Origin of the sequence: Nostoc sp. (assembly GCF_036917135.1) — a bacterium.
GTDB lineage: Bacteria > Cyanobacteriota > Cyanobacteriia > Cyanobacteriales > Nostocaceae > Nostoc.
Genome location: NZ_JBALEA010000040.1, coordinates 53,017 through 77,620 on the forward strand (window position 1 = coordinate 53,017; position 24,604 = coordinate 77,620).

Here is a 24,604-nt window from a genome sequence, read left to right on the forward strand (position 1 = left end):
CCTAAAAAGACACGCGTGGGGCATTTTTTATTTCTGGAGCAGCTTCGGGGAGCAATTCTGCAACAGTAAAGTTAAAAGTATTTGCCACAAGGTTGCTGGGGAAAGATTCGCTCTTGGTGTTGTAAAGTGTCACCGCATCATTAAAAGCCTGACGTGCAAAAGCAATCCGGTTTTCAGTGGAAGATAATTCTTCCATTACCTGAGTCATGGCGCGATCGGCTTTCAATTCTGGATAAGATTCTGAAAGTACCATCAACCGACTTAAGGCACCTGTCAGCGCCCCTTCAGCATTGCCCAACTGTTGCATCGCTTGAGGATCGCCGGGATTTTGCGCGGCACGACTGCTAGCATTAATTGCAGAATTCCGAGCCGCAATAACTGCTTCTAAGGTTTCACGCTCATGTTTCATGTACCCTTTGGCAGTTTCTACCAAATTGGGAATTAAATCATAGCGACGCTGTAATTGCACATCGATTTGAGAGTAAGCATTTTTGTAACGGTTGCGATACTTGACTAAATCGTTGTAGCTATTAATGATAATTACAGCAACAATGGCAACTAAAGCAACAGAAAATATTAAAAGCCCCATATTTTTAGATTATTTCCATCAGGTACTTACTTTTTTGCAGATTTACCAATTACGGCAATCCTGATATCCAGCAAAACTTAAAAACTTATGTGGATATAAAAATGAGTCTACTTGTAGTAAGTTGGCTTCGTCGTCTGTAAAATTAGTTACGCAATTGCACTGACTAGATAAGTTGTAAGATTTTTTAAGGATGTCGTAAAAGTGCCCACCCTCAACACCTAGTAGGGTAAAAATTATAAGTCAATACGCTTGGATTAAGGATTTTTGGTGCTGATTTTAGACCTGTAGAAACGCGAAATTGTACTTCGTCCCGCTACGCTAACGCATCTCTACCAAGAGTTTTGGGCTTAACTGAACGGTATTGGATTATAAATTATCTGTGAATTTGAGTAAATAGGGAATAACCACTCACAGCAAAAATAAAAAGTATGGCGGTAGGAAAAATTACTACATCCCTGACAATAAATAAAATCCAATCTTTTCTTAGTTCTTGTTTAAACTTGAGTTCTCGCAGTTTTCGCTCAAGTTCTGTATCTTCTTTTGACTGCAAATTTTCCGGTGACAAAATTCCTGGATTGTCGCCTTTGCTGGCAATTATTTTTGATAAATCTGTTATGTCTGTCATGCTATTTAGATACCTGAAATTCATCATCCTAGTGTGTAGATATAAGCTTGTCTTAACCGCCGCACCATCTCTCGACGTATCTCATTTTGGACGCGGTTTCCACGCCGCCAGTGTTCTAACTGAATATTATCAACATAAAATCTCACAGAAAACTGCATAGAAGAGCCTTGAATATCAGTTAGCTGAACTTGTGGTTCTTTCCAGGCAGTATTAGACTCTTTAAAATTATCATGCAGCCATTCGACAAATTTTAAGGAGTAATCATCTAATCTGGTTTCATCTACTCCAGGATTTGAGATTTTCTGAAATAATTTATTCAGTTTAATTTTCATAAGCTCAATTTTATGCTCCCATTCATCTGGTAAAAGATGTTGGTCTTCAATTACTAAATCAGGATCTTTTAACCAAGTTTTATACCATTGGCGAATCAAGCTAATCAGAGTTGCTTTATCAGTCGGTTCTTCTTCTAGGTGCGATCGCAGGCGTTTTCCCTGACGTTCTGTGATGACTACTAGCCCCACAAGGTTCAATATTTCTATATAGTTTTTCTGTATAATTTTCAACTCCTCTGAATTCAATCCACCCTTTTCTAGTTTCTTAATTTCTTTAATAAAATCTTCAAATGCTTGTTCAATTTTTTGCAGATAGCTGTTGACATCTTTTTCAATTAATAAACGTAGCCGTCCAGCTTCTTTTTTTGAAAGTTTATCGCCCTGGGCTTCTCTCAATGCTGCAAAACTGTCCAAATGTTGAAGTTTTTCATCAAGCTCACCCAATGTATCTGGATGCCCGACAATAATTTGTTGCAGAATGTTTGTTGCTACCACTGCATCAGCATCAACTCTAACTGACACTTTAATTGTATAAGCATAGTGAGTTGTCGGACGACTGAGATTGACTATATTTTGACCTCCCAAAGTCGTGTTTGGTGTATACACCTCGCAATGCTCGTTAATCAGGTATAGTTTTGTCACCCGAATACCAATGTGTTTGATAATTGCAATTGAACCATCTGGCATGGAGATGACATCTCCAAATCTAAAGGGTGTATCAACTAACAAAACCAACCCGCTAAAAAAATCACTTAAAATATCTTTTACTGCCAATCCTAACACTACGGTAATACTACCTATTGCTAGCCCTATTCCTGTTAAATCAACGCCAATGGTGCTGAAAAATAGAGATATTCCAATTAGGTAAGTGATGACTGGAATAAAATTTTGTAGGAGTGGAATTAATACGTCATCCCACACAGCCTCAGTTTTGCGGGCGTAGTCTTTTAAGTAATAGACTGCTGCTTCGGTAAATAACAAAGTTGTGCCGTAAGTGAAACCAAGAATTAGGCAAGCCGTCAGTCCTCGATCAATCAAATTAATAATTCCCCCTGATCCTAGTTGAGTCAGAGAGAGTTTTAAACTGGCAAGGATAAAAATTGCGATCGCAGGGATTCGTAAGATCCCAAGGATGAACAGGGCTGTATCTTTTTCTGTGCGGCGAAGAAACGATCGCAGTAGATGGAACAGTAATATATAGAGGATGAAGACAACAACTATAGATGCGCCGAAGGTATACAAGAAAGAACTAATTTGTGCGCCCGTTGGGAAAGTCGGAGGTGGTGGTACGATGCTAGCTTTTGATACAGATTCAGCCAAAATAATTAATATATTCATTTGTGAGCATAAAGCTGAAGTAATTTAATGGTTGTATAGCGTCTCTCTGTCCTTGTGAGGTACAGCAACGCAACCCCCAAACCGCAAGGGTTCAGGTGGCTCTGATGTACCTAATATGATTAGGAAACGCTATATTATATTGTCAAAATCTCTTGAGAGTATCATATAAAGAGATTACAATTATTTCATATAATCACGAATTGTCAAGGTAGTAACATTTTGTGTTCTAAATTTGAGGCGATCGCCTTAAGTTTTCGTGTGAATTATATTCTCTGTATTTTACCCAAGTAAACTTCAGTGCATAACAAAAGTAGAGGTACAGCAATGCTGTGCCCCTACTGCCAATTAAGGTTGATTGACATTATCCTTGAGCGCCCGCCGAGCTAACTTTACGTAAGTTTTTACAGTAGCGTAGGGCATCTCTAAGTCTTGGGATGTCACCTGCAATGATTCTCCCATCTCCCGACGTGCTAAGATAGTTGCCCAAGTAGAAGCAATTTTATCAGTGCGATCGCCCTGATAGATTTACAAATGTCTCCAGAAGTTATTGCTGATATTATTGAGATTGACAACCTTAGTCTCTATATCAGAAATATTTTGGTTTCAAAGGAGAAGGAGGAGCAGATAATATGACGATATTTGTCACATTACTAACGTAACGACCTCCAGCTTTGTCACCTGGAACTACTAAACGAGCAAATCCTTCATCTGTTAAAGGCACGGTTTTACCATCACTACCTTTTTTTGCAAATGCAACTAGCACTGTTTTCCCTTCAAAGTTAGGTTGAATTTCACCAATAGCTACGACTGCACCATAGCAATCTGTAGCGTCAATTAGAACATATTGCCTCAGAAAAGAGTTTTTACTATTCACCCCAGAATTCCCAGGTTTTAGACCACCTCCGGCTTTCGGATTATTAATCAATTCCCATAGGGGGACTCCATAGTATGTTTCTGTTTGTGGCCCTGAGCCGGTTTGAAAGCTTACAGTAACTTCAGTAACTAATGCTGGATTTTGTTTTTTTAAAGCATCTTGTAAATTTCGCAGTTTTTGCAAATTATAAGTGGCTGGATTATTGAGTTCTCCACCCAAGCGAAAACTTTGCGAAGAACCTCCAAGACACTTATTTCTATCCCAGATCGATGGTATTTTTTCTTCTTTTTCCGAGGGAAGACCACTTCTTGAGTCAGCTAAAGTAGGCTGCCATAAAACCAGTATCGATAGTATTAAAGACGCAATGGGTATCGTGCGGGTAAAACGCATAAAATATTTCTCCATTTACTACTGAATATTGAAAAAATTAGATAGTTTTGCTCAAAGCTGTTTACTAAACTCCAGTTAGTATCGTTATCGCCAAAATTGAGCAATTTGACAATAGATTCTGTTAGATAAAAAGAAAACCGATTCTATCCTTAAACTTTCAACTCCTTACCAGACGCTACTAAATAGCTAGTTTTTAATAACTCATATTAAAAACTAATGAATCCTTACACCAAAGTTAGTCGCAAACCTCTTGTTAGATTTGCGTTCTTCCAAATGGATAAGTGTATCTGTGTAATCTAATGAAGATAATACCAACTTATTGAGTAAAATACCAACTATTATAGTAATCAAACACGAACAAAATTAATTTTTATTTCTTTTTAAAATAGTTCAGCTTAATATTGTATAGAAACTAAGCTGTTGTTATTTGCCTTATAAATAGGTAACTATCAAGTTAATAAACTCTTTATAAGTGAGACTCACCTGTAAATTGGAAAACTTTCTGAGTTATGGGAAAGGGTTGTAGTTGTCCCGACACTATAGTTGAAGCAAAACCATACAGCGACTAGACTACTCCGTGTATACAACCAATAGACCAAATAAATGCTACAGTTCTTGGTGCAGTGAAAAGAGCGATAGGTAAAGCCTGTTAGCTTTCTTACAGAGTATTCTGATTATATGAGTGCAACTATAGCAGTCATACCTACTTTGTAAGCATATCCCCAACTTATTCACAAGTTGCAGATATGCTTACAAACGGTTTAGAAATGCGATATTTTTAAACCTACTTTTCGCTTAGACAGTAGTAAAGTTATACCACCCGTGACTAACATCGCAGGTATTGAATCTGGTTCAGGAATTGGTGTAATTTGACCCGAACCACTTATTGTGTTGCTAAACTGGCCAAGATCATTCACTCGACGACCGGTAGTAACTAAAAAGTATTTCTGTCCTGTAACGAGTTCTTGGTTGAAAGTAACAGTACTACCATTAGTAGTAGTATTTGCTATAAGAACATTGGTTAATTGTTCAGTAGGATTGAAACTGTCCTGATATAAAGCTAAGAAAATATCCCATTTTCTATTTGCAGGTGGCGTAGGTTCAGATTCACCAGTTATATTATATAAACCTGATTGATCGACCGTAAAATCAAATACACTGTAAGGTACACTCATTCCCAAATTCCCATCTTTTTCACCACTGATAAGAGTGGGAGGATTCCCTGGTGCTACACGCCGCCAAATCGGTTCATTTGTTGTATCTCCCTGATAAGTAAAGATAGCAGCTTGGGAGGGTTGAGCGGTAGAAACAGTAGCTAATGCTAACCCCAGAATAACCATTAATGGTTTTTGAAAAAAATTTGTTTTTAACATAAATTATCTCCTTGGATTTACTAATAGCTTGTTTCAAAAATCTTGAGAGCGAGAAATTTATCAAGCAGATTCTCCATTGTGAGTGACACTCGATGTATGGCGATCGCATAGATAGGATTGCTGGCAAATGTCTCGACTTCCTGACTAATAATGCTTAAATAGTCCTCGATCTGAGGATTTAAACTTTATGAATTATTCAACAGTATTTATGGCATATTTTTTTATAGGAATTTGTGTTTTTGATTGAAGCTATCATACCAACTTGGTTGGAAAAAATCAATTCAACTACGTAATTAAACGCTGACTTTATGAAAACTTTAAGTAAAAAGTTTTTTTATTTTGCACGACTTACACACATGACAAGACTTCATGAGTAACTACAACTGTGGTGCTTTGACGATGCATACGGCGAGCATACCCCTGCTCAAAAGCCAGCTATGCAGAAGCCGTAAAGCTTGTGGTATAGCTATGCTTAGGGTGCAGCCTCTGTCTCGGACACGCTATTCGCGTTCGTAGAGAAGCGGTCTACGACGGGCTATTCGGTGTCGCAACATAGCTATTTGATCTCAAAATCCGAGCAACTTCTTGCCGTTTTTTCTTAATTTTGGGTAAGTTTTGTCCTTAACTGAACCGTATTGTATTTTAAGCTTGTATGTATAGGAGTGCGATTTGATTTCTGAAAAAATCTAAGTATCTGTAGGGTGTGTTATGGCGTAGCCTAACGCACCTAAATCGTTAACTGGTGCGTTAGCCTTTGGCGTAACGCAACGCCAGTTGCTACAACGGAGGGAACCTCCGCAACGCACTGGCTCCCCTACGTATATTTCAGAAATCAAATATGAGTCCTATATTACTTTTGTTGAGCAAATTAAATTTTCAGCTAAATTATTAATTATTCAATCAGCATCTTCACAATCCATCTGCACCACACAATTTCTTCCTTGTGCTTTTGCCTGGTAGAGTCCTTGATCAGCAGCAGCAATTAAGGTTGCAGGAGATAATTGGCTATTAGGTATGATGGTTGCCACACCAAGACTTAGGGTGATAAATTCACTGACATCAGAATGGGGATGAGGCAGATGTAATGCACTAACATTGGTCTGAATATCTCTTGCAACTGCAATAGCCCCTTCGATATCAGTGTTCGGCAAAATGACTGCAAACTCTTCTCCACCATAACGAGCAACTAAATCTGCGGGATGTTTCACTGCCTGAGAGATTGCCTTGGCAACGTGTCTAAGTGCATCATCTCCCGCCAGATGTCCATGCGTATCGTTGTAGAGTTTAAAGTAATCGACATCACACAAAATCAAAGATAGCGAGCCTTGCTCTCGTGCTAATCGTTGCCACTCTGCGTTGAGGGTGTCATCAAAGCAGCGTCGATTTCCCACCTGGGTTAAACCATCCGAACAGGCAAGGCGCTGTAATTCTTGGTTTGCTTGTTGTAATTGATGGTAAAGTTCTGATTGCTGAATAGCGATCGCAGCTTGACCTGCTAACTGGTTAAATAAGTTAATCTCCGATTGCTGCCATTGTCTGCGACTACGGCATTGATGAGCGATCAATAGTCCCCACAAACGCTCTTGCTGCAAAATGGGTACGACAAGATTTGCCCGGATTTGCAGACTCTGGAGGAGGTCAATATGACACGGCGATAATCCAGCAGTTTCAATATCTTCGATCGCTCTGGTGTTACCTTGTTGAAAGTAAGCTGCACGGCTAGATTGAAAGCACGTGTCCATAACGTGAAAACCAAGAATGGACATGCATCCTTCTGCTAAGGATTCTACAGCAACTAACCCACTCCAGTCTGGCTCAAACTGGTAAATCAGCACTCGGTCTACTTCAAACAGTTGTCGCACTTCGGCTGCTGTGGTTTGTAAAATCTCCTCTAACTCCAACGATTGTCGAATGCGCTGGGTGACAGCCGCGACAATTCGCTCAGGTTCGCTTTGGTTTTGAACCTGCTCAACTACCTGAGAATTTGCTGATGCTACAGTTAATGCGATCGGATCAAAGCGAGGGGTTGTAGTCATAGGCACTGCACTGGGTTTACCAATCAAATAGCCTTGAGCCAGATTTGCACCTCGTTCTCGCAGCCAGTTCAGTTCCTCAATGCACTCAATTCCTTCAGCAACGGTCTGGATGTTTAACTTTTGAGTAATCTCTAGAAGCTTCTCGGTAATCGAAGCTTTGTAAAGGTCTTGATGCACATCTCGAATTAACTCCATATCCAGCTTGATAAAGTCTGGACGTAACTGATGCAGCAAGTTCAGGCTGGAATAGCCAGAACCAAGGTCATCAAGAGCGACTAAAAACCCACCATCCCGGTAGTATTGCAGCACTGCCTTGAGATGGGCCAAATCTTGAGGACTGTCTGACTCCACAACTTCAAAAACAACGCGATCGTGGGAAATGCCGGCAGTATCAATTGCCTCTACCGTACTACGTAGGCAAAAAGCTGGGTCATAAAGTGACGTTGGTGCAAAATTGATGAAGATATGCCCACTCACTTGATGGCGGCTGAATTGAGCGATTGTGCTGAGGCGAGCAACTTGGTCGAGTTGTGGTAGGAGTCCGGCTTCGGTTGCTAACTCCAGAATTGCTGTCGGTAGTACTAAATTGCCTTGTTCATCCAGTCCTCGTAAGAGCGATTCATATCCAAAAATCTGCGATGTATCGTTGATTGAGACAATTGGTTGGAAGTAACTGGTGAATCGTTCCGTTGCTAGCATTTCAACCAGCCAGTCGGATTGGTTCAATTTAATGAAGCGTTGTAATGAGGCTATATCACTAAAATCATGGAGTTGAGGTTGGATATTGCCTCGAATGAAAAGGACTTGGGTCTCTTTTAATTCTCTTGGTGCAAGTAGTTTCGCCAAGTTACGGGCAATTTCTAGGGACTGTCCGGGTTGACAGTTCAAACTCAAACCTGGTCGCTCGTGCATCAGTTCATACTCAATGGTAAACTGCTGTAGATACGAGGTGACTTTTTTCAGGGTATGTGGAACGGGGAACCAGAGAAAGAGCCTGCCTGCCTCCTTAGACCGGCAGCGTGCAACATTGCGACAAGCACAGGTTTTGGAGATAGGACATATTTGGCTCATATAGCTAACTAATTTGCTGAATCGAATTTACTTTATTATTCCCACTATTGTTACTGTAAAAGATAAACTACACTTCAAATCCATGAAGATTTGATGAGTTAACTAAACTGAGTAATTTAGTTGAGTAGGTGGCTCACCAAAACATCCTAAAATTTATACTAAACACTCAAGTGATTGCCGATGTATTTTGTGCAGTCAAGCAAAATAATGAAGAGTTATATCAACAATTTAAGTTACAAAATAAAAGTAGAACTTACGCAAAAGTACATGCCCTAGAGGCAATTCATGAATGATCAATTTATCATAAATTAAAGGGTTTAATACCTCTAAATCTATAGCAATCCTAAATCGTTCGTGAAATATTAGATCCCCGACTTCTTGCAGAAGTCGGGGATCTGGACATCGTGCATTTTCACAACTCATTTAGGATTGCTATATAGGTCAATGCACAGCAGTCGAACACTCAGCCATTCCCACTCCTGCCAATTATAGTTGCAATTGCCTTGACTAACTCCTCTGGTTCGACGGGTTTTGATAGGTGCTTTTGAAACCCTGATTCGAGTGCTTGTTGCTGGTTGATTTCTCCTGCATAAGCAGTTAAAGCGATCGCAGGAGTCTGTTTGATTTGTTTTGCCTGCAATGCTTTAACTTGGCGCATCAGCATATAGCCATCTATCTCTGGCATCCCAATATCACTCAGCAGCATATCTGGTTCTGACTCCATTAATACTTGCAGTGCTTCTTTTGCTGATGCTACAGCAATTACCCTGGCTCCAGCCTGTTCTAGCACAAATGCGTGGAATTCACGGGTATCATCGTCGTCATCCACAACTAAAATTTGGATACCTGCAAGAATTTCAATCGCAGAAGAAGGATTTAATGCAGCAATACTTATATCTTGTTTTGGGGTTAAATCTTTTTTAATTAACGGTAGCCTGACTCTGAAAATGGCTCCTTGTCCTTCACCTAAACTTTCTGCCGAAATTGTGCCGCCATGTAATTCGATCAAATGACGGACAATTGCTAACCCTAACCCCAAACCACCAAATTTTCGGGTTGTCGTGCCGTCAGCCTGACGAAAATATTCAAACACATAAGGGAGAAAGTCCGGGTTGATCCCTCTACCTGTATCGCTGACGGTAATTTGAGCTTGAGCGTCAACGCGCTCTAGTTGAATATCAATTTTTCCGCCTTCAGGAGTGAATTTAACGGCATTCGATAAGAGATTCCAGAAGACTTGTTGTAAACGACCGGAATCACCCAAAACTTGCCCGAAAGAAGCATCTAGCATTGTCTGAATTTGAATATTTTTAGCTTCTGCTGCCAAACGTACTGTTTCCAATCCACCCTCAATTACAAGTACTAGGTTGACAGGAAACATCTTCAGGTTGAGCTTGCCTTGTAAGATCCGAGAAACATCAAGCAAATCTTCAATTAGTTGGGCTTGTAATTTAGCATTCCGTTCGATGGTTGCGATCGCCTTCTTCAGGGCTGCTGCATCAAACTCACGAGTCTGCAAAAGTCTCGCCCAACCGAGAATGGGATTGAGAGGCGATCGCAATTCATGGGAAAGCACCGCCAAAAATTCATCTTTAATCCGGTTAGCTCTTTCGGCTTCAGTTCTGGCAGCTTGCTCAAGTTCTAGGAGGCGATCGCGTTCGGCTTCTGCAACTTTGCGTTCTGTAATGTCAATCACTGAGCCAATGTAACCTTTAAACTCACCGTCTACCCCAAACCAGGGATTAGCGGCACCAAGGCAAAAGCGATATTCGCCGTCTTTGCGCCGTAGGCGGTACTCCATACGGAAAGCCGATCTGCTGCTGTTAGCTGTCAGGAAAACATTTTTAGCCTCATTCCTGTCCTCTGGATGCACAGCATTTAACCAGCCAAATCCCAAACCCGTTTCCTCGCTCTGACTCGTAAAGTCGTACCAGCTTTGACTGAGGTAGGTGCAGTTGCTATCAGCATCACTAACCCAAACCATGAAGGGGGCATTGTCAGCCATGTTACGGAACTGTTCTTCGCTTTCACGAAGTGCTTTCTCTGCCTGTTTGCGATCGCTAATATCTGTAACAAAAATGCTGACTCCTTGTGCAAAGGGGTAGACGCGATTTTCAAACCAGCGCTGCCAAAGCCCATAAAAGTATTCAAACTGAACAACAGTTTGTTGTGCCATCGCTCGATGAACCTGAGTATAAAACTCGCTATTGACCACATCTGGAAACACTTCCCAAATGATCCTACCTACTAAATCTTCCTTTTGGATGCCAACAACTGCTGCTACCCGGTCATTGACAAAGGTATAACGCCACTCTCGATCCAACACATAAAACTGGTCTTGAATGCCAGCTAGGACAGTCTCTAAGTGTGCTTTAGCGACCTCAGCTTCAATTCGCAACTCCTGCTCGCGTTCCATTGCCTGCTGGCGAAGACGAGCCATTTTTAGGGCTGCTTCTACCCGTGCCAACAATTCACGGGCAGAAAACGGTTTAATCAGATAATCATCGGCTCCTGCTTCTAACCCTTCCACCCGTGCCTCTTCTCCCGCCCGTGCCGACAACAGGATGATTGGAACTTTTTGCGTCTGCGGATCAGATCGTAATGCTTGCAGCAATCCAAAGCCATCTAATCCAGGCATCATCACATCTGTCAGTATCAAGTCTGGGACACGCCCACGGGCCGAATCCAAAGCAGCTAAACCATCGGCTACTGATTCCACCTCATACTGCTGACTTAATAATCGCTTGACGTAATCGCGCATATCTGCGTTGTCGTCAGCTAGGAGAATTCGGGCAGAGGGAGTAGGGAGTAGGGAGTAGGGAGTAGGTGATGAAGATGCCATTTCCCTATTCCCCACTACTTCGGCTTCGCTCAGTACAAGTCCCCATTCCCCACTCCCCTCTGATGGTAGCCAACGTAGGGCTTCTTCTAGATAGGGTGTTGCCCCTAATGCGGTTGAAGCTAAAGTTCTAGCGGCACTAATCCGGTCTGGAGGCAAATGAGCATATCCGGTTGGAATTGACACAGTAAAGCAACTGCCTACTCCGAGAACACTGGTAACATGGACTGTTCCACCATGCATTTGCACCAATTCTCGCACCAGTGACAATCCAATTCCTGACCCTTCAAAAGTGCGTCCTTGCGCCCCTTTGATCCGATGGAATCGTTGAAAAAGGCGGGGGATTTCTTCGGCTGGTATACCAATTCCTGTGTCTTTGACTGTGAATTCAATATGTTCATTTGAACATTGCAAACTGACCGCAATTTCTCCAGCCATCGTGAACTTGAAGGCATTGGAGAGCAGGTTAAGAACAATCTTTTCCCACATCTCGCGATCTACATATACTGGTGCTGGAAGGGAAGGACAATTGACTGATAACTGCATCCCTGCCCGTTCTATTGCCGAACGAAATACACTAGCTAGTTCTGCGGTGAAGGTAGCCAGATTGGTGGGTTCATAAGAAGCTTGAACCCGTCCGGCTTCAATGCGCGAGAAGTCTAGGAGACTGTTCACTAGTTTCAGCAGTCGCAGTCCGTTGCGTTGCACCATTTCTAACTGCTCTCGTTCTTTGGCTGGAAGCAGAGTGGCACAATTGATTAAGGTTTCCTCTAATGGCCCCAACATTAGGGTAAGTGGGGTGCGGAACTCGTGGCTAACGTTGCTGAAGAAGACCGTTTTCGCGCGGTCAATTTCTGCCAAGGCTTCAGCGCGTTTGCGTTCTTCCTCGTAAGCTTGGGCGTTGGCAATACTGGCTGCAATTTGAGCTGCAACTAAATCGATGAATCCTTTATAGTTATCATCGAATAGCCTAAAGGGGTTCAAACCCGCAATCAATACACCAGCTTTTCCCGTTTGACCTGATGAAGCAATGGGTACAGCGATCGCTTGATGGGGCGATCGCTGCCAAGCACCACAAGGTAAACTATTAAAATACACTTCCAAATTAGAAATCACTTTTGGCTGATGGGTTCTAACCACTTCTGCAAAAGGCCAAACGCAATCAGAATCGAGAGCCACGATTTCAGGAACTGCTACATGATTTTGCCCGATGCGGCACGTTCCAGTCAAAAAAACTTGCTGCTTATCTTGATCAACCAGATAAATCATTGCAAAAGGGAGATCGCAAGGGTTGCTTTCCAGACAACTCGCACTCAGCGTACAGGCTTGATCGAATGTCCGCGCGTCTGCCGTCCTCGCGGCTAGTTCGCGCAACAGTGTCAACTGACGCTCACCGATGATCCTCTGCGTGTCTTCTGTGTTGGCGCAGATGATCCCACCTGTGTCTCCCTGATCATTAGGAACCGGACTATATGAAAAAGTATAATAGGTTTCCTCGGGGTAGCCGTTGCGCTCCATAATCAGCAGCAACGCTTCGTCGTAAGTCCCCTCGTTATTCAGCATTGCTGATTCGGCTCTGGGACCAACCTGATCCCATATTTCCCGCCACACATAAGAAGCTGGCTGCCCAAGTGCTTCTGGATGTTTACCGCCAATAATAGCCTTGTAAGCATCATTGTAAAGGTTAATCAGTTCCTCGCCCCACCAAACAAACATGGCTTGACGAGAAGTTAGCATAATCCGCACGGCAGTCTTCAAACTCTGTGGCCAGTGCTGGGCCAGGCCAAGGGACGTTTTTGACCAGTCCTGTTCTCGCATCCTAGCACCCATTTCACCCCCGCCAAGAAGGAAATTTACGTCGGCGTTGCTTGCTGACGTTGACTCGTTCTTCATTAATTCCTTTCGATTGGTCATGTGTCGGTTATAGGCTACATCTGGGGTCGTTTTCAAGCCCTAGGCTTTAGCAGTGGGGTTTCTGACAAAGCTTACTCCTCTTCACGGAAGTATGTTGCCTTAATAATTTGACCATGTTCACCTAACTAATTGAGTCGGCTACTAATTCGCTGTATTGCTAAAGGATAAGGTGTTAAGTCGGTGGGCGTAAATATAGTTAACTGGTGTTCGCGTAGCGTCTTTGCAGGAGAGGCTCGTCATTTGTCCTTTGTCATGCATCATTGGTAAGGGTTTTAGGCGTCTTTACTTTTCGTAACATAGTTTGGTTTATTCCCACCTACCTACTTATCTGTCCATTTTAACAACGGTTAATTGTTAGTAAAATGACACCGAACTCGTCAGTAAATTTTTCTGTAGACAGATTTAACTCTTACCGCAGGGGCACGAACTAGTTTGTCAATATTAGGTTGCTTTGCGGCAAGTGAGCTTCCACTCTGAAGCATATAGTTCAAAGCTTATAAAGCACTATATATTATTATCAATTTTTACGACAGAGTATTCTTTTGCGTCTATTAATCCTGAGATAGAGATTGGATCTCAAGTCAGACCATTACAACTTTTTTCACCTGCATCATAAATTCAATTTATCGTTTTAAGAAATAAGAATATTTGATTTTATTCCACAAGTTGCTTTATCCTGAAATCAGTAGAGATTTTAACTTTGAACAAATACAAACTTGGTTTGCGATTAATACAGCAAAAGGCTATAGCTAAATGATAGAGCAGCAGATTGATTGCTTCAGCAGACCCAAGACAAGTGCAATGATCATGAAACTTTTCCAAATCAGTCTAGTGGTCTTAGTACTTTTGATCAACTTAACAGTTGCTTTCCCCTCTTGGGCAGAAAGTACACCTTCTTTAACTAGCAATCCTAATTACTTTGAAGTTGGGCAAAAAGTCATTTGGCTTTACAAGCCTCGTGCGGATTCTAGCGATGTCCAAAGAATTCCCGGCGAAGTAGTCAAATTAAGTTCCAAGCAAGTGCAAATCAAGGTGTACAAACATAACAAGGAATTTGTCAATCGTTGGGTGAATCCAAACAAGCTTGAGAATTCGCAAAAAGTTAAAGAGTCTGTACTCTAAAATTTCGCCAGATACAGCAGATTTCAGGTAAATGAAGTACATATATAAAACTCAAAACCTTGTAGAGACGTAGCAGTGCTACGTCTCTACGTGTATTCGATTAGAGCGCAATCTGCTGTATAATTAAATGTAGTACAACACGGCGGAAATAAGCCACCCATTTCAAATCAATGAAACGCTTACGCTGTATTAATTTTTAATTCGGAGCAAAGCGACGTGACTCCTGGTTTATTTTTTGTAAATCAAAAAAACTGAACCAATCGGCCCAAGGTTCTCTACATAAGTTTTCTGGTTGTAATACAATCCTGGAGACATCCCTCCATCAAATAAAATCCCTTCTTGAATCTTACCTAAACAGTTATTACTAGCAATGCCTTCTAGAACATTATCAAACATATCTGGTAGTAATTCTTGATTAAGTTGAGATGATTCAATATCTGAATTAGCTTTCAAGTCATTAACTAATAAAATTACATAGCCTTGATTAGTGATAGCTGCCAGAGAGCGATTTTTAGCATTTTTACAAGCAAATTCTCCCAAATCTTGACAAATATCTTTAAACTTACCCTGACGATAGAATCTGCCATTACCGCCCACTAAATTGTAATTGAGAATATCGCTTTTTCTTCTGCCAGTTTGGATAGTAGCCTGTCGCTGGTTGGGTGTACCTCCTGATATGCCAAAGGAAGAACGCTTATTTTTAAATGCTCCTGAATACTCTACACCACGAGAAACATTTAAGCCTTGTGGTTGATCATCAGTACCTATATAATCGGCATTAATTGCGGCAATGGGTAGCCGTCCGTTTAATTTGGCATTCTCATTACCGATGAGTTCATGAAACTGCTTTGCTACATATTCTCTACGCAGTTTTCCCGTAGCATCTTTGGCATAGAGTTTATGAGATAGACCAACATTAACTTTGAAATCTAATTCTGCTGATTTGGGATTAAAAATTATGACATTGTTAATACCTCTTTGATTTTTTTGACCTTGATTATTGGTTTTAAAAAAATCAATACTGAAATTAGCATCTTTGCCAGGGCAACTTTTAGATGCTTTTGAGACTGAATTTGCTTCAATCTTTTGACAACCTGATAAAAAGCTTGCACCAATTATCCAGATAAATAACAAAAATAATTTTTTTGTATACATATAATGCAAAAAACCGCTACAGAATTACTATAGCGGGGAATAATTTAAAATTTCAGTTTGGAGCTAACCTAAAAGCTAAAGCTTAAGGGAACCATTCTAAAACAGCTTCTTCTTTGGTGTTAGTATTCCGAGATGGTGTCTCACGGTTAAATTTCATCTGGATTGACCGAGTTTGTTCACCATCAGCAGCTACAGCCAAAATCGGATAGTCAATTAAACCATCTTGGAAGGACATCTGGAAGCGGAATGTCCCATCTGGATTTAGCTGAATTGGACGGCCACCAATGGTTACGGTAGCATCGGGTTCGGTTGCACCGTAGACGATCAACTCAGCATCAGCAATTAACCAGAACTGGCGCGGACGCATTGGTATGGCGGAAGCCGAGAAGCCAACACCTGACATTCCGACACCGGAAGCAGTTAAACCAGACACGTTGGGAGCTGCCCACAGACCCACACCAGATGGGAAAATATAGGAACTGAGAGTTTGTTCGGGACGCGCTGCACCTTGTTGGGAGCCGAAGATAGAACCAGCAACCCTTAGCGATTCGACAGATTCTGCTAAACCAAATATTTCGTCATAGATGGGGTTGCTGTTGCCGTTGCTGTTACCATTCACAACAGCATTACCATTGGCGGTAACTGCAATCTTCTTGGCAGGGGGAACTAGTTCGTACTGAGTCTTACCACGCAAATCTTCTTCAAAGTTGACGGTGATGAAGACATCCTCTATCCAGTCGGAAGGATAAACGGGAGGAATGTGTACTCTCGTAGAACGAGCGAGTACTAACCAGCGCCCATCAGCAGCACGATAGCCAATATCGATCACATAATCGCGATCGCTAACTGGAACTGGTATATACCATTCTCTTGCTAGTTCGTCAGCAGGATATTCTTGAATGCTGTGGGGGCTTTGGTATTCTATATTGATGTCGGTGACATCATAAATCCGTAGTGCGAGTTGTTGTCCCCCTTGACGCCGCAGTTCTTCTTTGTGTTCATTGGGAATATCCCAGTAAGTGTAAGCCCACTGAGGATCGCGCGGTAAGAGTACAATTCGGCTGTCACCATACCCAGAGGGCAAATCTGCCAGTCCTTCATCAACATCAGCTAAAGATCCACCAGTCCGATCTTCCTGACCTAATTCAAACTTTGCAGCTTCCACGGTTTCTTGTGCCTCCAATGAACGAGATGGACTGAGTAAAGTTTTACTGCGCTGGACTTCTTGAATTGATGCCAGTAATTGTGATTTACGCATTCGGCTATAGCGAGAGATACTATATTCGCTAGCAACTTTGCGTAGTTGGCGTAAGGTCATCTCTTCTAGTGGCGGGCGTTCTTTTGCCATTAATTTGGCCTCCAGTAGTTTAAGCGGTAAATGATTTCCCCTGGTTAAAGAATGCTATATAAAATCTCATCCATTCCAGATGAATTTCTTATCCTGACTCCTGGTTTTGCCCAGTTTTTAAGTTTTTAATCTGTTTTTAAATTGAAGTAACATCCTTTCAATTCCTGGTTATGCCAAAATTAGCATTTCTTTGGGATCGGAGGAGTTCTGTTTGTTAAGTTAATATTAACCACTAAGCATATCTAGGGATCAAGGGGTAAAAGTAGGTTTTTTACCTGTTTCACGGATTTATCAGCCCTTCCGGGATCGCAATGTCATGCTTTCATCACATTATCAGTTTAACTGATGTTGCGATCGCGCCACAATATCAGGCTTCCATGACATGAGGTTGTGGGTTAGCCAAAAACCGGCATCCACTCCAAGGGATTGAGCATTTGCCCAATGCCCAATGACTAATGACTAATCAACTCCACTGCATCTCGTCCATCGGAATTTTGTAAGTAAACTTTGACAATTTCTTCTTTAGCTGTAGGCAACTTCTTGCCAATAAAATCTGGGTGGATTGGTAATTCTCGATGACCCCTATCTACTAATACAGCTAAACGAATCACCTCTGGTCTACCGTAATCGTTGACTGCGTTCAAAGCAGCGCGAATTGTCCGTCCTTTGAAAATCACATCATCCACTAGTACAACGGTTTTCCCCGTCAGGTCAAAAGGAATTTCGCTTTTGGTTGGAGTCCGCAAGCCAATTTTGTCAAGGTCATCTCGATAAAATGTAATATCCAAAGCGCCGACTGACACAGCTACACCTTCCAGTATCTCAATCTGACGCGCCAACAGTTCGGCTAACAACACACCCTTAGTATAAATACCAATAAGTACCAGTTGAGACAAATCACGCGTCCTTTCCACAATTTGAGAGGCAAGGCGAGTCAAGGTACGACGGATTTCTTCAGATGAGAGAATTTCAACGACTTTGGCAGACATAGTGAGTGATAAGTTAGGAGTGATGAGTTAGGAGTTAGGAGTTTTTATTCTTAACTTCTGTACAGACGCGATTAATCGCGTCTCTAACTTTATATTTATCATTGCCTGTTTGAAACTATTAAGAATATAGCGATCGCTATTCCTAACCATAGCAAAAAACAATATCGAGTCAGCTGTAAAGCATTCTGAATAGAAGTTGCAGTAATGGGATAGATAGCATCTCCCAGCAGTGGCTTGTACTTCGCTACCCCACGATACCAATTTGTACCCCCCATCTGCACACCCAGAAAAGCAGCATAGGCGCACTCACTCCACCCAGAATTGGGACTAGGATCATTAATTGCATCCCGACGGCAAATTCGCCACAGATGCATGGGTTTACCCGATAACAGCGCCACAGTCCCGACTGTTAACCGACAAGGTAGCCAAGTTAAACAATCTTCTAACCGCGCACAGAACCATCCCAAATAAGTATAGGGTGCTTCTCGGTAGCCCACCATTGAATCAAGGGTACTGCTAGCTTTGTATGCTAAAGCCAAGGGAGTTGCCCCGATAACTGGGATAAAGACACCAACAATTGCATAAAAAAGCGGAGCCATCACCCCATCGGTGGCATTTTCTGCAACTGTTTCTAAAACGGCTCGTGATATTTCTGCTTGTGAGAGGTTTTGTGTATCTCTACCAACGTAATTACTTAAAATTTTTCGAGCCTCACCCAAATCTCCTGCTGTTAAAGGTTGTAAAACAGCCTCTGCTGCTACTCGCAAACTTTTACCAGCAAAACAACTAGCTAAAAGAATGCTATCTATTGCAATTCCTAACAGTGGATGAACCAAGCTGGCAATTTTAATCATCAAAAAGCCGACAAGGCCGCTACCAATTATTAAGATAATGCCTAGTACAATTCCAGCTAAACGTTGTGTGAGAGAATTTTGACATAATTGGAGAAAAAATTTGGTTAGGCGAGAAATTACCCAGCCCATCACTTGCACTGGATGAGGCCAATCCCAAGGATCGCCAATTAAATAATCTAAAAATGCCGCAATTATTAAGATATAGATATTATTAGTCATAACTCACAAGTCTTGGGTTAAAAATCAAGGGTCAACATTTAGACTATTGACTCTTGACTAAACCACAAAACTAGCCTCTTCTCCAAGGGAAGCTTGCCAGCTACGAGCATCGTAATAAAGGTCTGCCAGAGTAATACTGTATAAAGCTTCTTTAAGCTTTTGGTTGAGTCTCTGCCAGAGGCTAAATGTTACCCAATCTTCAGCTTGTGCGGGTGCTGGGGTGTGATGGGGTAAATGACTAGTCTCGCCAACTGCTTCTAAAATTTGTCCTATAGATATTTGTGCAGGCTCTCTTGCCAATTGGTATCCGCCGATGCTACCACGAATTGATTTGACTAAAGATGCACGACGCATTTCTATTAGTAGTTTTTCGAGGTAAGGAGCTGGGATATCTTGGCGTTTAGCGATCGCTCTCACAGATGCAGGACCATATCTTGGCTGTAAACTTAAATCTAGCAACGCCTTCACGCTATAGTGTCCTCTGGTAGTCAGTTTCATTTTGGTAAGCTTTGTTGTTTAGTCAATAGTCAATTTTCCAGAGTCCAAATATTCACCCTTGAGCATCAGTTACTCTACTTGGGGAGAACCTAGCGCCAAGGGAGAAGACCACATTGCCTTCTCTTGACTTTTGACTAAGGATCAGTTTTGCTTATCATTCTATGACTCAATTATCATCTTCAGTAACTAGACAACCTTTTGAGCGTTAGTTTAGAAAACTTAAAACTTATATAGTCTAGCAGTAATTCACAAACTATATATAGTTATCAGCATTGCCAGGATTTTCTAAAATAGATTGTCTTGGCAATATTGGTAATGACATAACAATTGTGCATCTGAGTGTAATATACTTGGCTAGGTTGAGATCAAAACTAAAGGATTATGTTCCTATTAGCTCAACCTCAGCTAAAATAAAATCGATTCCAACACTTCAAACATTCATTTTCGACCTAAGTTGATGCCTAAACTGAAAAAAATTGAACCCCTACTTGGTGAAGAACTGCTCAAAAAAGTCAAAGAGCTAGAGAGCGAGAGCAAAGAAGACAAAGCGAAGAAGTGCGGCTACTACACCATTACCAAAAACGGTATAGAGCGCGTCAATATGATGAAGTTCTTGAATGCCCTAATTGATGCAGAAGGCATTCAGTTGGATAGTACACCCAGTGCTAATGGGCGTGGTGGACGTAGTGCTAGCTATAGAATTAGTGTCCAATCAAATGGGAACTTACTTATAGGTTCAGCTTATACAAAGCAGATGAATCTTCAACCAGGAGATGAGTTTCTGATCACTTTAGGCAAAAAACACATTCGTCTGAGACAGGTAGATCCAGAAGATCGGGAAGGCGATGAAGCCATAGACGCTACAGCTTAATAAATGGTCATTAGTCAATTGTCCTTTGTGAAAACTAATGACCAATGACCAATACTTCGGCTTACCTCGGCTCCGCCCTTCGGCTACGCTCAGGACAGGCTCGGTACAAGTCGCGGTTCCTGAGCGTAGTCGAAGGGCAGTACAAGTGACCAATGACTAATGACTAATAACTATATCTGTGGTGGGTAAGACTGGTAAATAATGGCGAAGTGCCTTGCGCGTAACTGCTAAATTACACGTTAATGCAATTTGCTCTTTTTCTAGTAAACCCAAAATGCGATCGGGTTTATCTCGTGCTACCACTGGTAATTGATGCAAACCTCGAAGACTCATGCGGTCTAAAGCTTCAGATAATAGTTCATCTTGCCATGCATAGAGGATTTCAGTCGTGCAAATATCTATGAGGGTTTGACTGGATAAATTATCTGGAATTTCAGTTAAGGAATTTGGGTAAGTTTGCCAAAGAGCAAGGGCACGGTTAATATCTTCTAGAGAAAGTATACCAACTAATTGCTCTGCTTCATCAATTACTAAAGCACTGCGGACGCGATCGCGGGTCATTTCTAGAGCTGCATCTAACACCCCAAGGCTTACAAGTAGCTTTTTTGGACAGGGGTACATAGCATCTTCTACCAAAATTTGCTGCACAATTTCCGCTTGTTCATCTTTCAATTCCGAAAGACCAATTTGTTGTAGGTTAGAGTTAGAGTTAAAAGTTGGTTTAATCCTTTCTACTAGCCAAACACTCAAACCCACTGCTGCCATCAATGGTAAAACAATCCGATAGTCGCGGGTTAATTCAAACAGCATTAAAATAGCGGTTAATGGCGCTCTAACACTACCAGCCAGTACTGCTGCCATTCCTACCATTGCGTAAGCTGGGGGAGCCGCCATTTGATCGCAAATAGTCGGGAATGCCACAGCTAACATTTTGGCGTAAGCTGAACCAAAAGAAGCACCTAAAAACATTGCTGGTGCAAACAAACCGCCGATGAAACCACTACCTGCACTAATTGCAGTCATCAGTAGCTTCACCACCAACAGCACCACCAACAGGTAGAGTGGAAACTCCACATCCTGAAGCATTGCTTCTACAGTTTCATAACCAACGCCCAGAATTTGCGGAAAGTGTAAAGCAACTGCACCAATTATCACACCGCCAATAATTGGATGAATCGGCTCAGGAATTCGCCCCAAAAAGGTAAAACCTGGAACCTTCCCAGCAAAGCAGGCTTTTGCTAACCGAATTGCTTCTGTATAAGTGACAGAAACTAGGCTAGCCCCTAAACCCAAGCCAAGGTAAAGGGGTAATTCCAAAGGACTGCGAACTTGGTAAACAGGTAAATCAAAAGCAGGTTGTGTCCCCAAACCAATTTGGGCAATTAATGCTGCTACCACCGCCGCTAGCAGTACCACACTCACAGCAGAAGTAGCGAAAGATGTAGCTCCCATCACCACCTCTAGGGCAAAAAATACTCCAGCAATGGGAGCATTAAATCCAGCCGCAAGTCCAGCCGCCGCGCCAGCACCTAAGAGCAAACGTTGTCGTTCTTGAGATACATTGAGGATCACAGAGAACAACATCCCAAAATTGGCGCCAATTTCTACACTTGGCCCTTCTGGCCCCAAAGAAGCACCACTCCCCAAAGAAACAGATGCGGCTAGCATTTTTGTAACAGGTCGTAGTGGTTGCTTAATTTCTGTTCCTTGAGAGGCGGCGATGAGAGATGAAAGTCCCGGGCCAAAGTCTTGAGTGCGCCAGCGCATCAAGCCGACGATTAATCCGCCAAGGGTGGGAACGCAGGCTAAAGTCCAAGCGCCCCAAACACCGATTTGACCCATTAAATTTTCCAGCATCAGCTGGTGAATTAGCTGGATTAAATAGTGAAAGGTGACTACACCCATACCAGCGCCACCGCCAATGAGTATGGCTAAAAACAGCACAACTGTTTCTGGAGATGGTTGAAAACGATTAATTAAGTGAGCTAAACGAGCGGAAGGTATAGGAAAGGCAGGTTGTGACCTTACCTTCCTTAGTTGAGTGGGAGGCAAGAGAGTCATTGAGAGGCGGGGTAAATGTAAGAAAAAATTTAAATTTTTATCTGTTATTTATCATTGTGAGCCATTATTTAGCAACCAGACAAGTAGACTTTATTTGCTTGATTTACAAAGCTTTAGTAAAAAATGTCATTGTGCAAAATTTTTGTGGGGAGAATGGTTAAATAGGAGACAATTATTAATTAAGGGTCAGCGATGCCGACGCTAGTGAGGTGCGAGTGATTTTTAGAGACAACAGAGTTTTTGTAGGCTGGGTGGATGCACCTGCAAACATTAACTAGGAGTCATCCTTGCCTAAATCTAGCTATACTCGTGATGCGACCATACATTGATCCGAATTCAATATAGCTATTGTTATAGAGCGAGTAAATGGACTAGGCGGACGAGGTAAATGAATATACACACCTTTGATAATCATTATGTTACTTGCCCAATTTGCCAAAGGAATGGTACACCCAAACCAGTTAAAAAGCGCATGGGCTTGTTTTGCTGTCCCTATTGCCAGGAACGGCTAGTAGTTTGCCAAAGCGGTCATTATGTGCGCGATCCGTTTACTTGGAGACAATTGATGATGTCTTCGGCGCTACGTCGGCAAAGCCGACCTTTAGCGAGGATGATCAGAGATTTTGTCTTGCTTAAGCGTCCGATGGTAGCCTTGGCTGTAGGTAGTGCCATTTTCTTTAGTGCGATCGCCTTGACCCAACAAAGGACTAACTACGATCGCCAAATTTTTCCCACAACAGAGACAGTTAATGAACCAGGAAACAAATCTCAGTAAATGGATTACTTGGACATAAATCAAATTTTACTTTGATTTTTTGTAATATTATAACTAAATACTCCGGTGAAACTGTGTCTTATTTACCCAAATAGGCCACAGTTTTATATTGTGTCCGCTTCAAGACTGATCGCTGATTAGTTGAATCCCTTCTCTCTTCCCATAAGTAGGTAAATAAAATTAAATTGGCTCGTAGTGAGCAGATTAATACAAACCTTTTATTATTCACGCCCGCTTAGAGGTTGTTTGAAAAGTCCTCTTCTTGGTAGCAAAACGTTCTAGATCCCTCTAAATCCACGCCACGTGCTTCTCCCAAGGGGAGACGCTGCGCGAACAAGTCGGGGAACCGCAAGGGCGCAGTGGCTGCCCGAGAAATTCGGGGACTTTGATTCCGGTTCCCCCCTTTTTAAGGGGAGCCAGCGCGGTCTTGGGGTCTCCCCAAGTAGAGCGACTGGCGTGGGTTAGGGGGGATCTAGAAGTGCCTAAAATCACAGTTAAATACTTTTCAAACAACCGCTTACTTAGAATTTTCGCCAATTTCATCCGCACTTTGATTATTTTTCACCAAAATAATTAAACAGACACAACTAGCAGCTAGCTTGATTAAGTTCAAAGCTTCACTTTTTAATACAATATAAGCGCCTAATCCTATCAGAACAAAAGGCACAAGATTATTAACGTAGCGAGTCAATACATCAGCTATAACTCTGTTCTTAGTTAATTTGTATGCAGCGTAGCACCAAACTCCTAACAATAAAAAAAATAATCCGATAATTACCACAAAGCTCTCTAAATTGCTGCTAGCAAATAAAGGCACGTAGACACTAATATTATCGCTACCATTGGCAATCGTAACGGTTGCCACACTATAAGCTTGGGGAGAAAAAAAATTAGTAATTGTTGATGCTTCAGCTTCTTCTGTTGTAGCTACAACTTCTTTTGACGAATCTTCTTCCCGATTCACTAAACTACTGATACCTATGGATACTGGGAGTAAACCAAGTAATCCAATCCAGCTTTTTGATAAAACTAACCCACCAAATAAACCAGGAAGACTAAGAATTAACAAAACTGTAAAACCGAAAAACTGACCAGCAACTATCTGCCGTGGGTGAAACTTAGCATTTATTTGAGAAAAAAACAACAATAAAATGACAATATCATCAATGTTAGTGGCAATAAATGCAATTGCCCCTGTAGTAATTGCAGTAACTAACTCGTTCATATTTCAAGAACTAGGCTTAGAAACATAGATATGCTCTTACCTATTGGGGAGCATCCCAAGGCAAAAGCATCATGTCAACAAGAAGATTTTATTCTTAATAGGCTAA

17 protein-coding genes and 1 pseudogene are annotated in these 24,604 nt (G+C 41.8%); 3 read left to right on the plus strand and 15 right to left on the minus strand.

Features of this window, described 5'->3' with window-relative positions; translation table 11 throughout:
- Nucleotide 1: 1 nt before the first annotated feature.
- The 8 genes and pseudogenes from V7K50_RS11855 to V7K50_RS11890 all read right to left on the minus strand — a co-directional run bounded on the left by V7K50_RS11855 (nt 2) and on the right by V7K50_RS11890 (nt 13,360).
- The gene (locus V7K50_RS11855) at nt 2-589 is read right to left on the minus strand and encodes a LemA family protein (protein ID WP_334960204.1); all 588 of its coding nucleotides are present in this window, start codon (nt 587-589) and stop codon (nt 2-4) included.
- A 373-nt stretch (nt 590-962) separates the two neighbouring features.
- A complete protein-coding gene (locus V7K50_RS11860) occupies nt 963-1,214 on the minus strand; it encodes a hypothetical protein (protein WP_334960206.1) in 252 nt (83 codons plus the stop codon).
- A gap of 23 nt (nt 1,215-1,237) precedes the next feature.
- A complete protein-coding gene (locus tag V7K50_RS11865) occupies nt 1,238-2,884 on the minus strand; it encodes a mechanosensitive ion channel family protein (protein WP_334960208.1) in 1,647 nt (548 codons plus the stop codon).
- 345 nt (nt 2,885-3,229) lie between these two features.
- Nucleotides 3,230-3,400, minus strand: a pseudogene (locus V7K50_RS11870) (CRISPR-associated endoribonuclease Cas6); the annotation flags it as partial.
- Between the two features lie 70 nt (nt 3,401-3,470).
- Nucleotides 3,471-4,148: a hypothetical protein gene (locus tag V7K50_RS11875; RefSeq protein ID WP_334960210.1), complete on the minus strand. Its 678-nt coding sequence runs from the start codon at nt 4,146-4,148 to the stop codon at nt 3,471-3,473.
- Nucleotides 4,149-4,909: 761 nt separating this feature from the next.
- Nucleotides 4,910-5,521, minus strand: a complete 612-nt coding sequence (locus V7K50_RS11880) for a PEP-CTERM sorting domain-containing protein (RefSeq protein WP_334960212.1) — start codon at nt 5,519-5,521, stop codon at nt 4,910-4,912.
- Between the two features lie 896 nt (nt 5,522-6,417).
- The gene (locus tag V7K50_RS11885) at nt 6,418-8,628 is read right to left on the minus strand and encodes an EAL domain-containing protein (RefSeq protein ID WP_334960214.1); all 2,211 of its coding nucleotides are present in this window, start codon (nt 8,626-8,628) and stop codon (nt 6,418-6,420) included.
- 463 nt (nt 8,629-9,091) lie between these two features.
- Complete coding sequence (locus V7K50_RS11890; protein WP_334960216.1) at nt 9,092-13,360, minus strand: ATP-binding protein; 4,269 nt, start codon at nt 13,358-13,360, stop codon at nt 9,092-9,094.
- An 828-nt stretch (nt 13,361-14,188) separates the two neighbouring features.
- Between V7K50_RS11890 and V7K50_RS11895 the strand changes: the two genes are divergently transcribed.
- Entirely contained in the window at nt 14,189-14,503 is a 315-nt protein-coding gene (locus V7K50_RS11895; RefSeq protein ID WP_334960218.1) for a hypothetical protein, read from the plus strand.
- A gap of 228 nt (nt 14,504-14,731) precedes the next feature.
- Here V7K50_RS11895 and V7K50_RS11900 read toward each other — a convergent pair whose 3' ends face one another.
- The 5 genes from V7K50_RS11900 to V7K50_RS11920 all read right to left on the minus strand — a co-directional run bounded on the left by V7K50_RS11900 (nt 14,732) and on the right by V7K50_RS11920 (nt 19,566).
- Nucleotides 14,732-15,658 carry a phosphodiester glycosidase family protein gene (locus tag V7K50_RS11900; protein ID WP_334960220.1) on the minus strand — a complete coding sequence of 309 codons (927 nt, stop codon included), beginning with the start codon at nt 15,656-15,658 and terminating at the stop codon, nt 14,732-14,734.
- An 82-nt stretch (nt 15,659-15,740) separates the two neighbouring features.
- Nucleotides 15,741-17,006, minus strand: a complete 1,266-nt coding sequence (locus tag V7K50_RS11905) for a DUF4912 domain-containing protein (RefSeq protein ID WP_334960222.1) — start codon at nt 17,004-17,006, stop codon at nt 15,741-15,743.
- A 452-nt stretch (nt 17,007-17,458) separates the two neighbouring features.
- Nucleotides 17,459-17,995: a bifunctional pyr operon transcriptional regulator/uracil phosphoribosyltransferase PyrR gene (gene pyrR / locus V7K50_RS11910; protein WP_334960224.1), complete on the minus strand. Its 537-nt coding sequence runs from the start codon at nt 17,993-17,995 to the stop codon at nt 17,459-17,461.
- Between the two features lie 98 nt (nt 17,996-18,093).
- Nucleotides 18,094-19,068 carry an adenosylcobinamide-phosphate synthase CbiB gene (cbiB, locus tag V7K50_RS11915; protein WP_334960226.1) on the minus strand — a complete coding sequence of 325 codons (975 nt, stop codon included), beginning with the start codon at nt 19,066-19,068 and terminating at the stop codon, nt 18,094-18,096.
- 57 nt (nt 19,069-19,125) lie between these two features.
- Complete coding sequence (locus V7K50_RS11920; RefSeq protein WP_334803964.1) at nt 19,126-19,566, minus strand: Rrf2 family transcriptional regulator; 441 nt, start codon at nt 19,564-19,566, stop codon at nt 19,126-19,128.
- Nucleotides 19,567-20,023: 457 nt separating this feature from the next.
- On the opposite strand from V7K50_RS11920, the gene V7K50_RS11925 reads away from it, so the two are divergent.
- Nucleotides 20,024-20,437 (plus strand): AbrB family transcriptional regulator, encoded by a 414-nt coding sequence (locus V7K50_RS11925; RefSeq protein WP_334803965.1) that lies wholly within the window; start codon nt 20,024-20,026, stop codon nt 20,435-20,437.
- A 156-nt stretch (nt 20,438-20,593) separates the two neighbouring features.
- Here V7K50_RS11925 and V7K50_RS11930 read toward each other — a convergent pair whose 3' ends face one another.
- Nucleotides 20,594-22,498 (minus strand): chloride channel protein, encoded by a 1,905-nt coding sequence (locus V7K50_RS11930; RefSeq protein ID WP_334960228.1) that lies wholly within the window; start codon nt 22,496-22,498, stop codon nt 20,594-20,596.
- A gap of 388 nt (nt 22,499-22,886) precedes the next feature.
- On the opposite strand from V7K50_RS11930, the gene V7K50_RS11935 reads away from it, so the two are divergent.
- Nucleotides 22,887-23,273, plus strand: a complete 387-nt coding sequence (locus V7K50_RS11935; protein ID WP_334960230.1) for a hypothetical protein — start codon at nt 22,887-22,889, stop codon at nt 23,271-23,273.
- 517 nt (nt 23,274-23,790) lie between these two features.
- Here V7K50_RS11935 and V7K50_RS11940 read toward each other — a convergent pair.
- Nucleotides 23,791-24,498, minus strand: coding sequence for a cadmium resistance transporter (locus tag V7K50_RS11940; protein ID WP_334960231.1), 708 nt, complete (start codon nt 24,496-24,498; stop codon nt 23,791-23,793).
- Nucleotides 24,499-24,604: the final 106 nt, after the last annotated feature.

What these genes read in the sequence shown, in the direction of transcription:
- V7K50_RS11925 (WP_334803965.1), top strand. Translation starts at nt 20,024, where the DNA reads ATGCCTAAACTGAAAAAAATTGAACCCCTACTTGGTGAAGAACTGCTC.
- V7K50_RS11865 (WP_334960208.1), bottom strand. Translation starts at nt 2,884, where the DNA reads ATGAATATATTAATTATTTTGGCTGAATCTGTATCAAAAGCTAGCATC.
- V7K50_RS11855 (WP_334960204.1), bottom strand. Translation starts at nt 589, where the DNA reads ATGGGGCTTTTAATATTTTCTGTTGCTTTAGTTGCCATTGTTGCTGTA.
- cbiB (WP_334960226.1), bottom strand. Translation starts at nt 19,068, where the DNA reads ATGACTAATAATATCTATATCTTAATAATTGCGGCATTTTTAGATTAT.
- V7K50_RS11860 (WP_334960206.1), bottom strand. Translation starts at nt 1,214, where the DNA reads ATGACAGACATAACAGATTTATCAAAAATAATTGCCAGCAAAGGCGAC.
- V7K50_RS11875 (WP_334960210.1), bottom strand. Translation starts at nt 4,148, where the DNA reads ATGCGTTTTACCCGCACGATACCCATTGCGTCTTTAATACTATCGATA.
- pyrR (WP_334960224.1), bottom strand. Translation starts at nt 17,995, where the DNA reads ATGTCTGCCAAAGTCGTTGAAATTCTCTCATCTGAAGAAATCCGTCGT.
- V7K50_RS11905 (WP_334960222.1), bottom strand. Translation starts at nt 17,006, where the DNA reads ATGGCAAAAGAACGCCCGCCACTAGAAGAGATGACCTTACGCCAACTA.
- V7K50_RS11930 (WP_334960228.1), bottom strand. Translation starts at nt 22,498, where the DNA reads ATGACTCTCTTGCCTCCCACTCAACTAAGGAAGGTAAGGTCACAACCT.
- V7K50_RS11885 (WP_334960214.1), bottom strand. Translation starts at nt 8,628, where the DNA reads ATGAGCCAAATATGTCCTATCTCCAAAACCTGTGCTTGTCGCAATGTT.
- V7K50_RS11940 (WP_334960231.1), bottom strand. Translation starts at nt 24,498, where the DNA reads ATGAACGAGTTAGTTACTGCAATTACTACAGGGGCAATTGCATTTATT.
- V7K50_RS11880 (WP_334960212.1), bottom strand. Translation starts at nt 5,521, where the DNA reads ATGTTAAAAACAAATTTTTTTCAAAAACCATTAATGGTTATTCTGGGG.
- V7K50_RS11935 (WP_334960230.1), top strand. Translation starts at nt 22,887, where the DNA reads ATGAATATACACACCTTTGATAATCATTATGTTACTTGCCCAATTTGC.
- V7K50_RS11895 (WP_334960218.1), top strand. Translation starts at nt 14,189, where the DNA reads ATGAAACTTTTCCAAATCAGTCTAGTGGTCTTAGTACTTTTGATCAAC.
- V7K50_RS11900 (WP_334960220.1), bottom strand. Translation starts at nt 15,658, where the DNA reads ATGTATACAAAAAAATTATTTTTGTTATTTATCTGGATAATTGGTGCA.
- V7K50_RS11890 (WP_334960216.1), bottom strand. Translation starts at nt 13,360, where the DNA reads ATGAAGAACGAGTCAACGTCAGCAAGCAACGCCGACGTAAATTTCCTT.
- V7K50_RS11920 (WP_334803964.1), bottom strand. Translation starts at nt 19,566, where the DNA reads ATGAAACTGACTACCAGAGGACACTATAGCGTGAAGGCGTTGCTAGAT.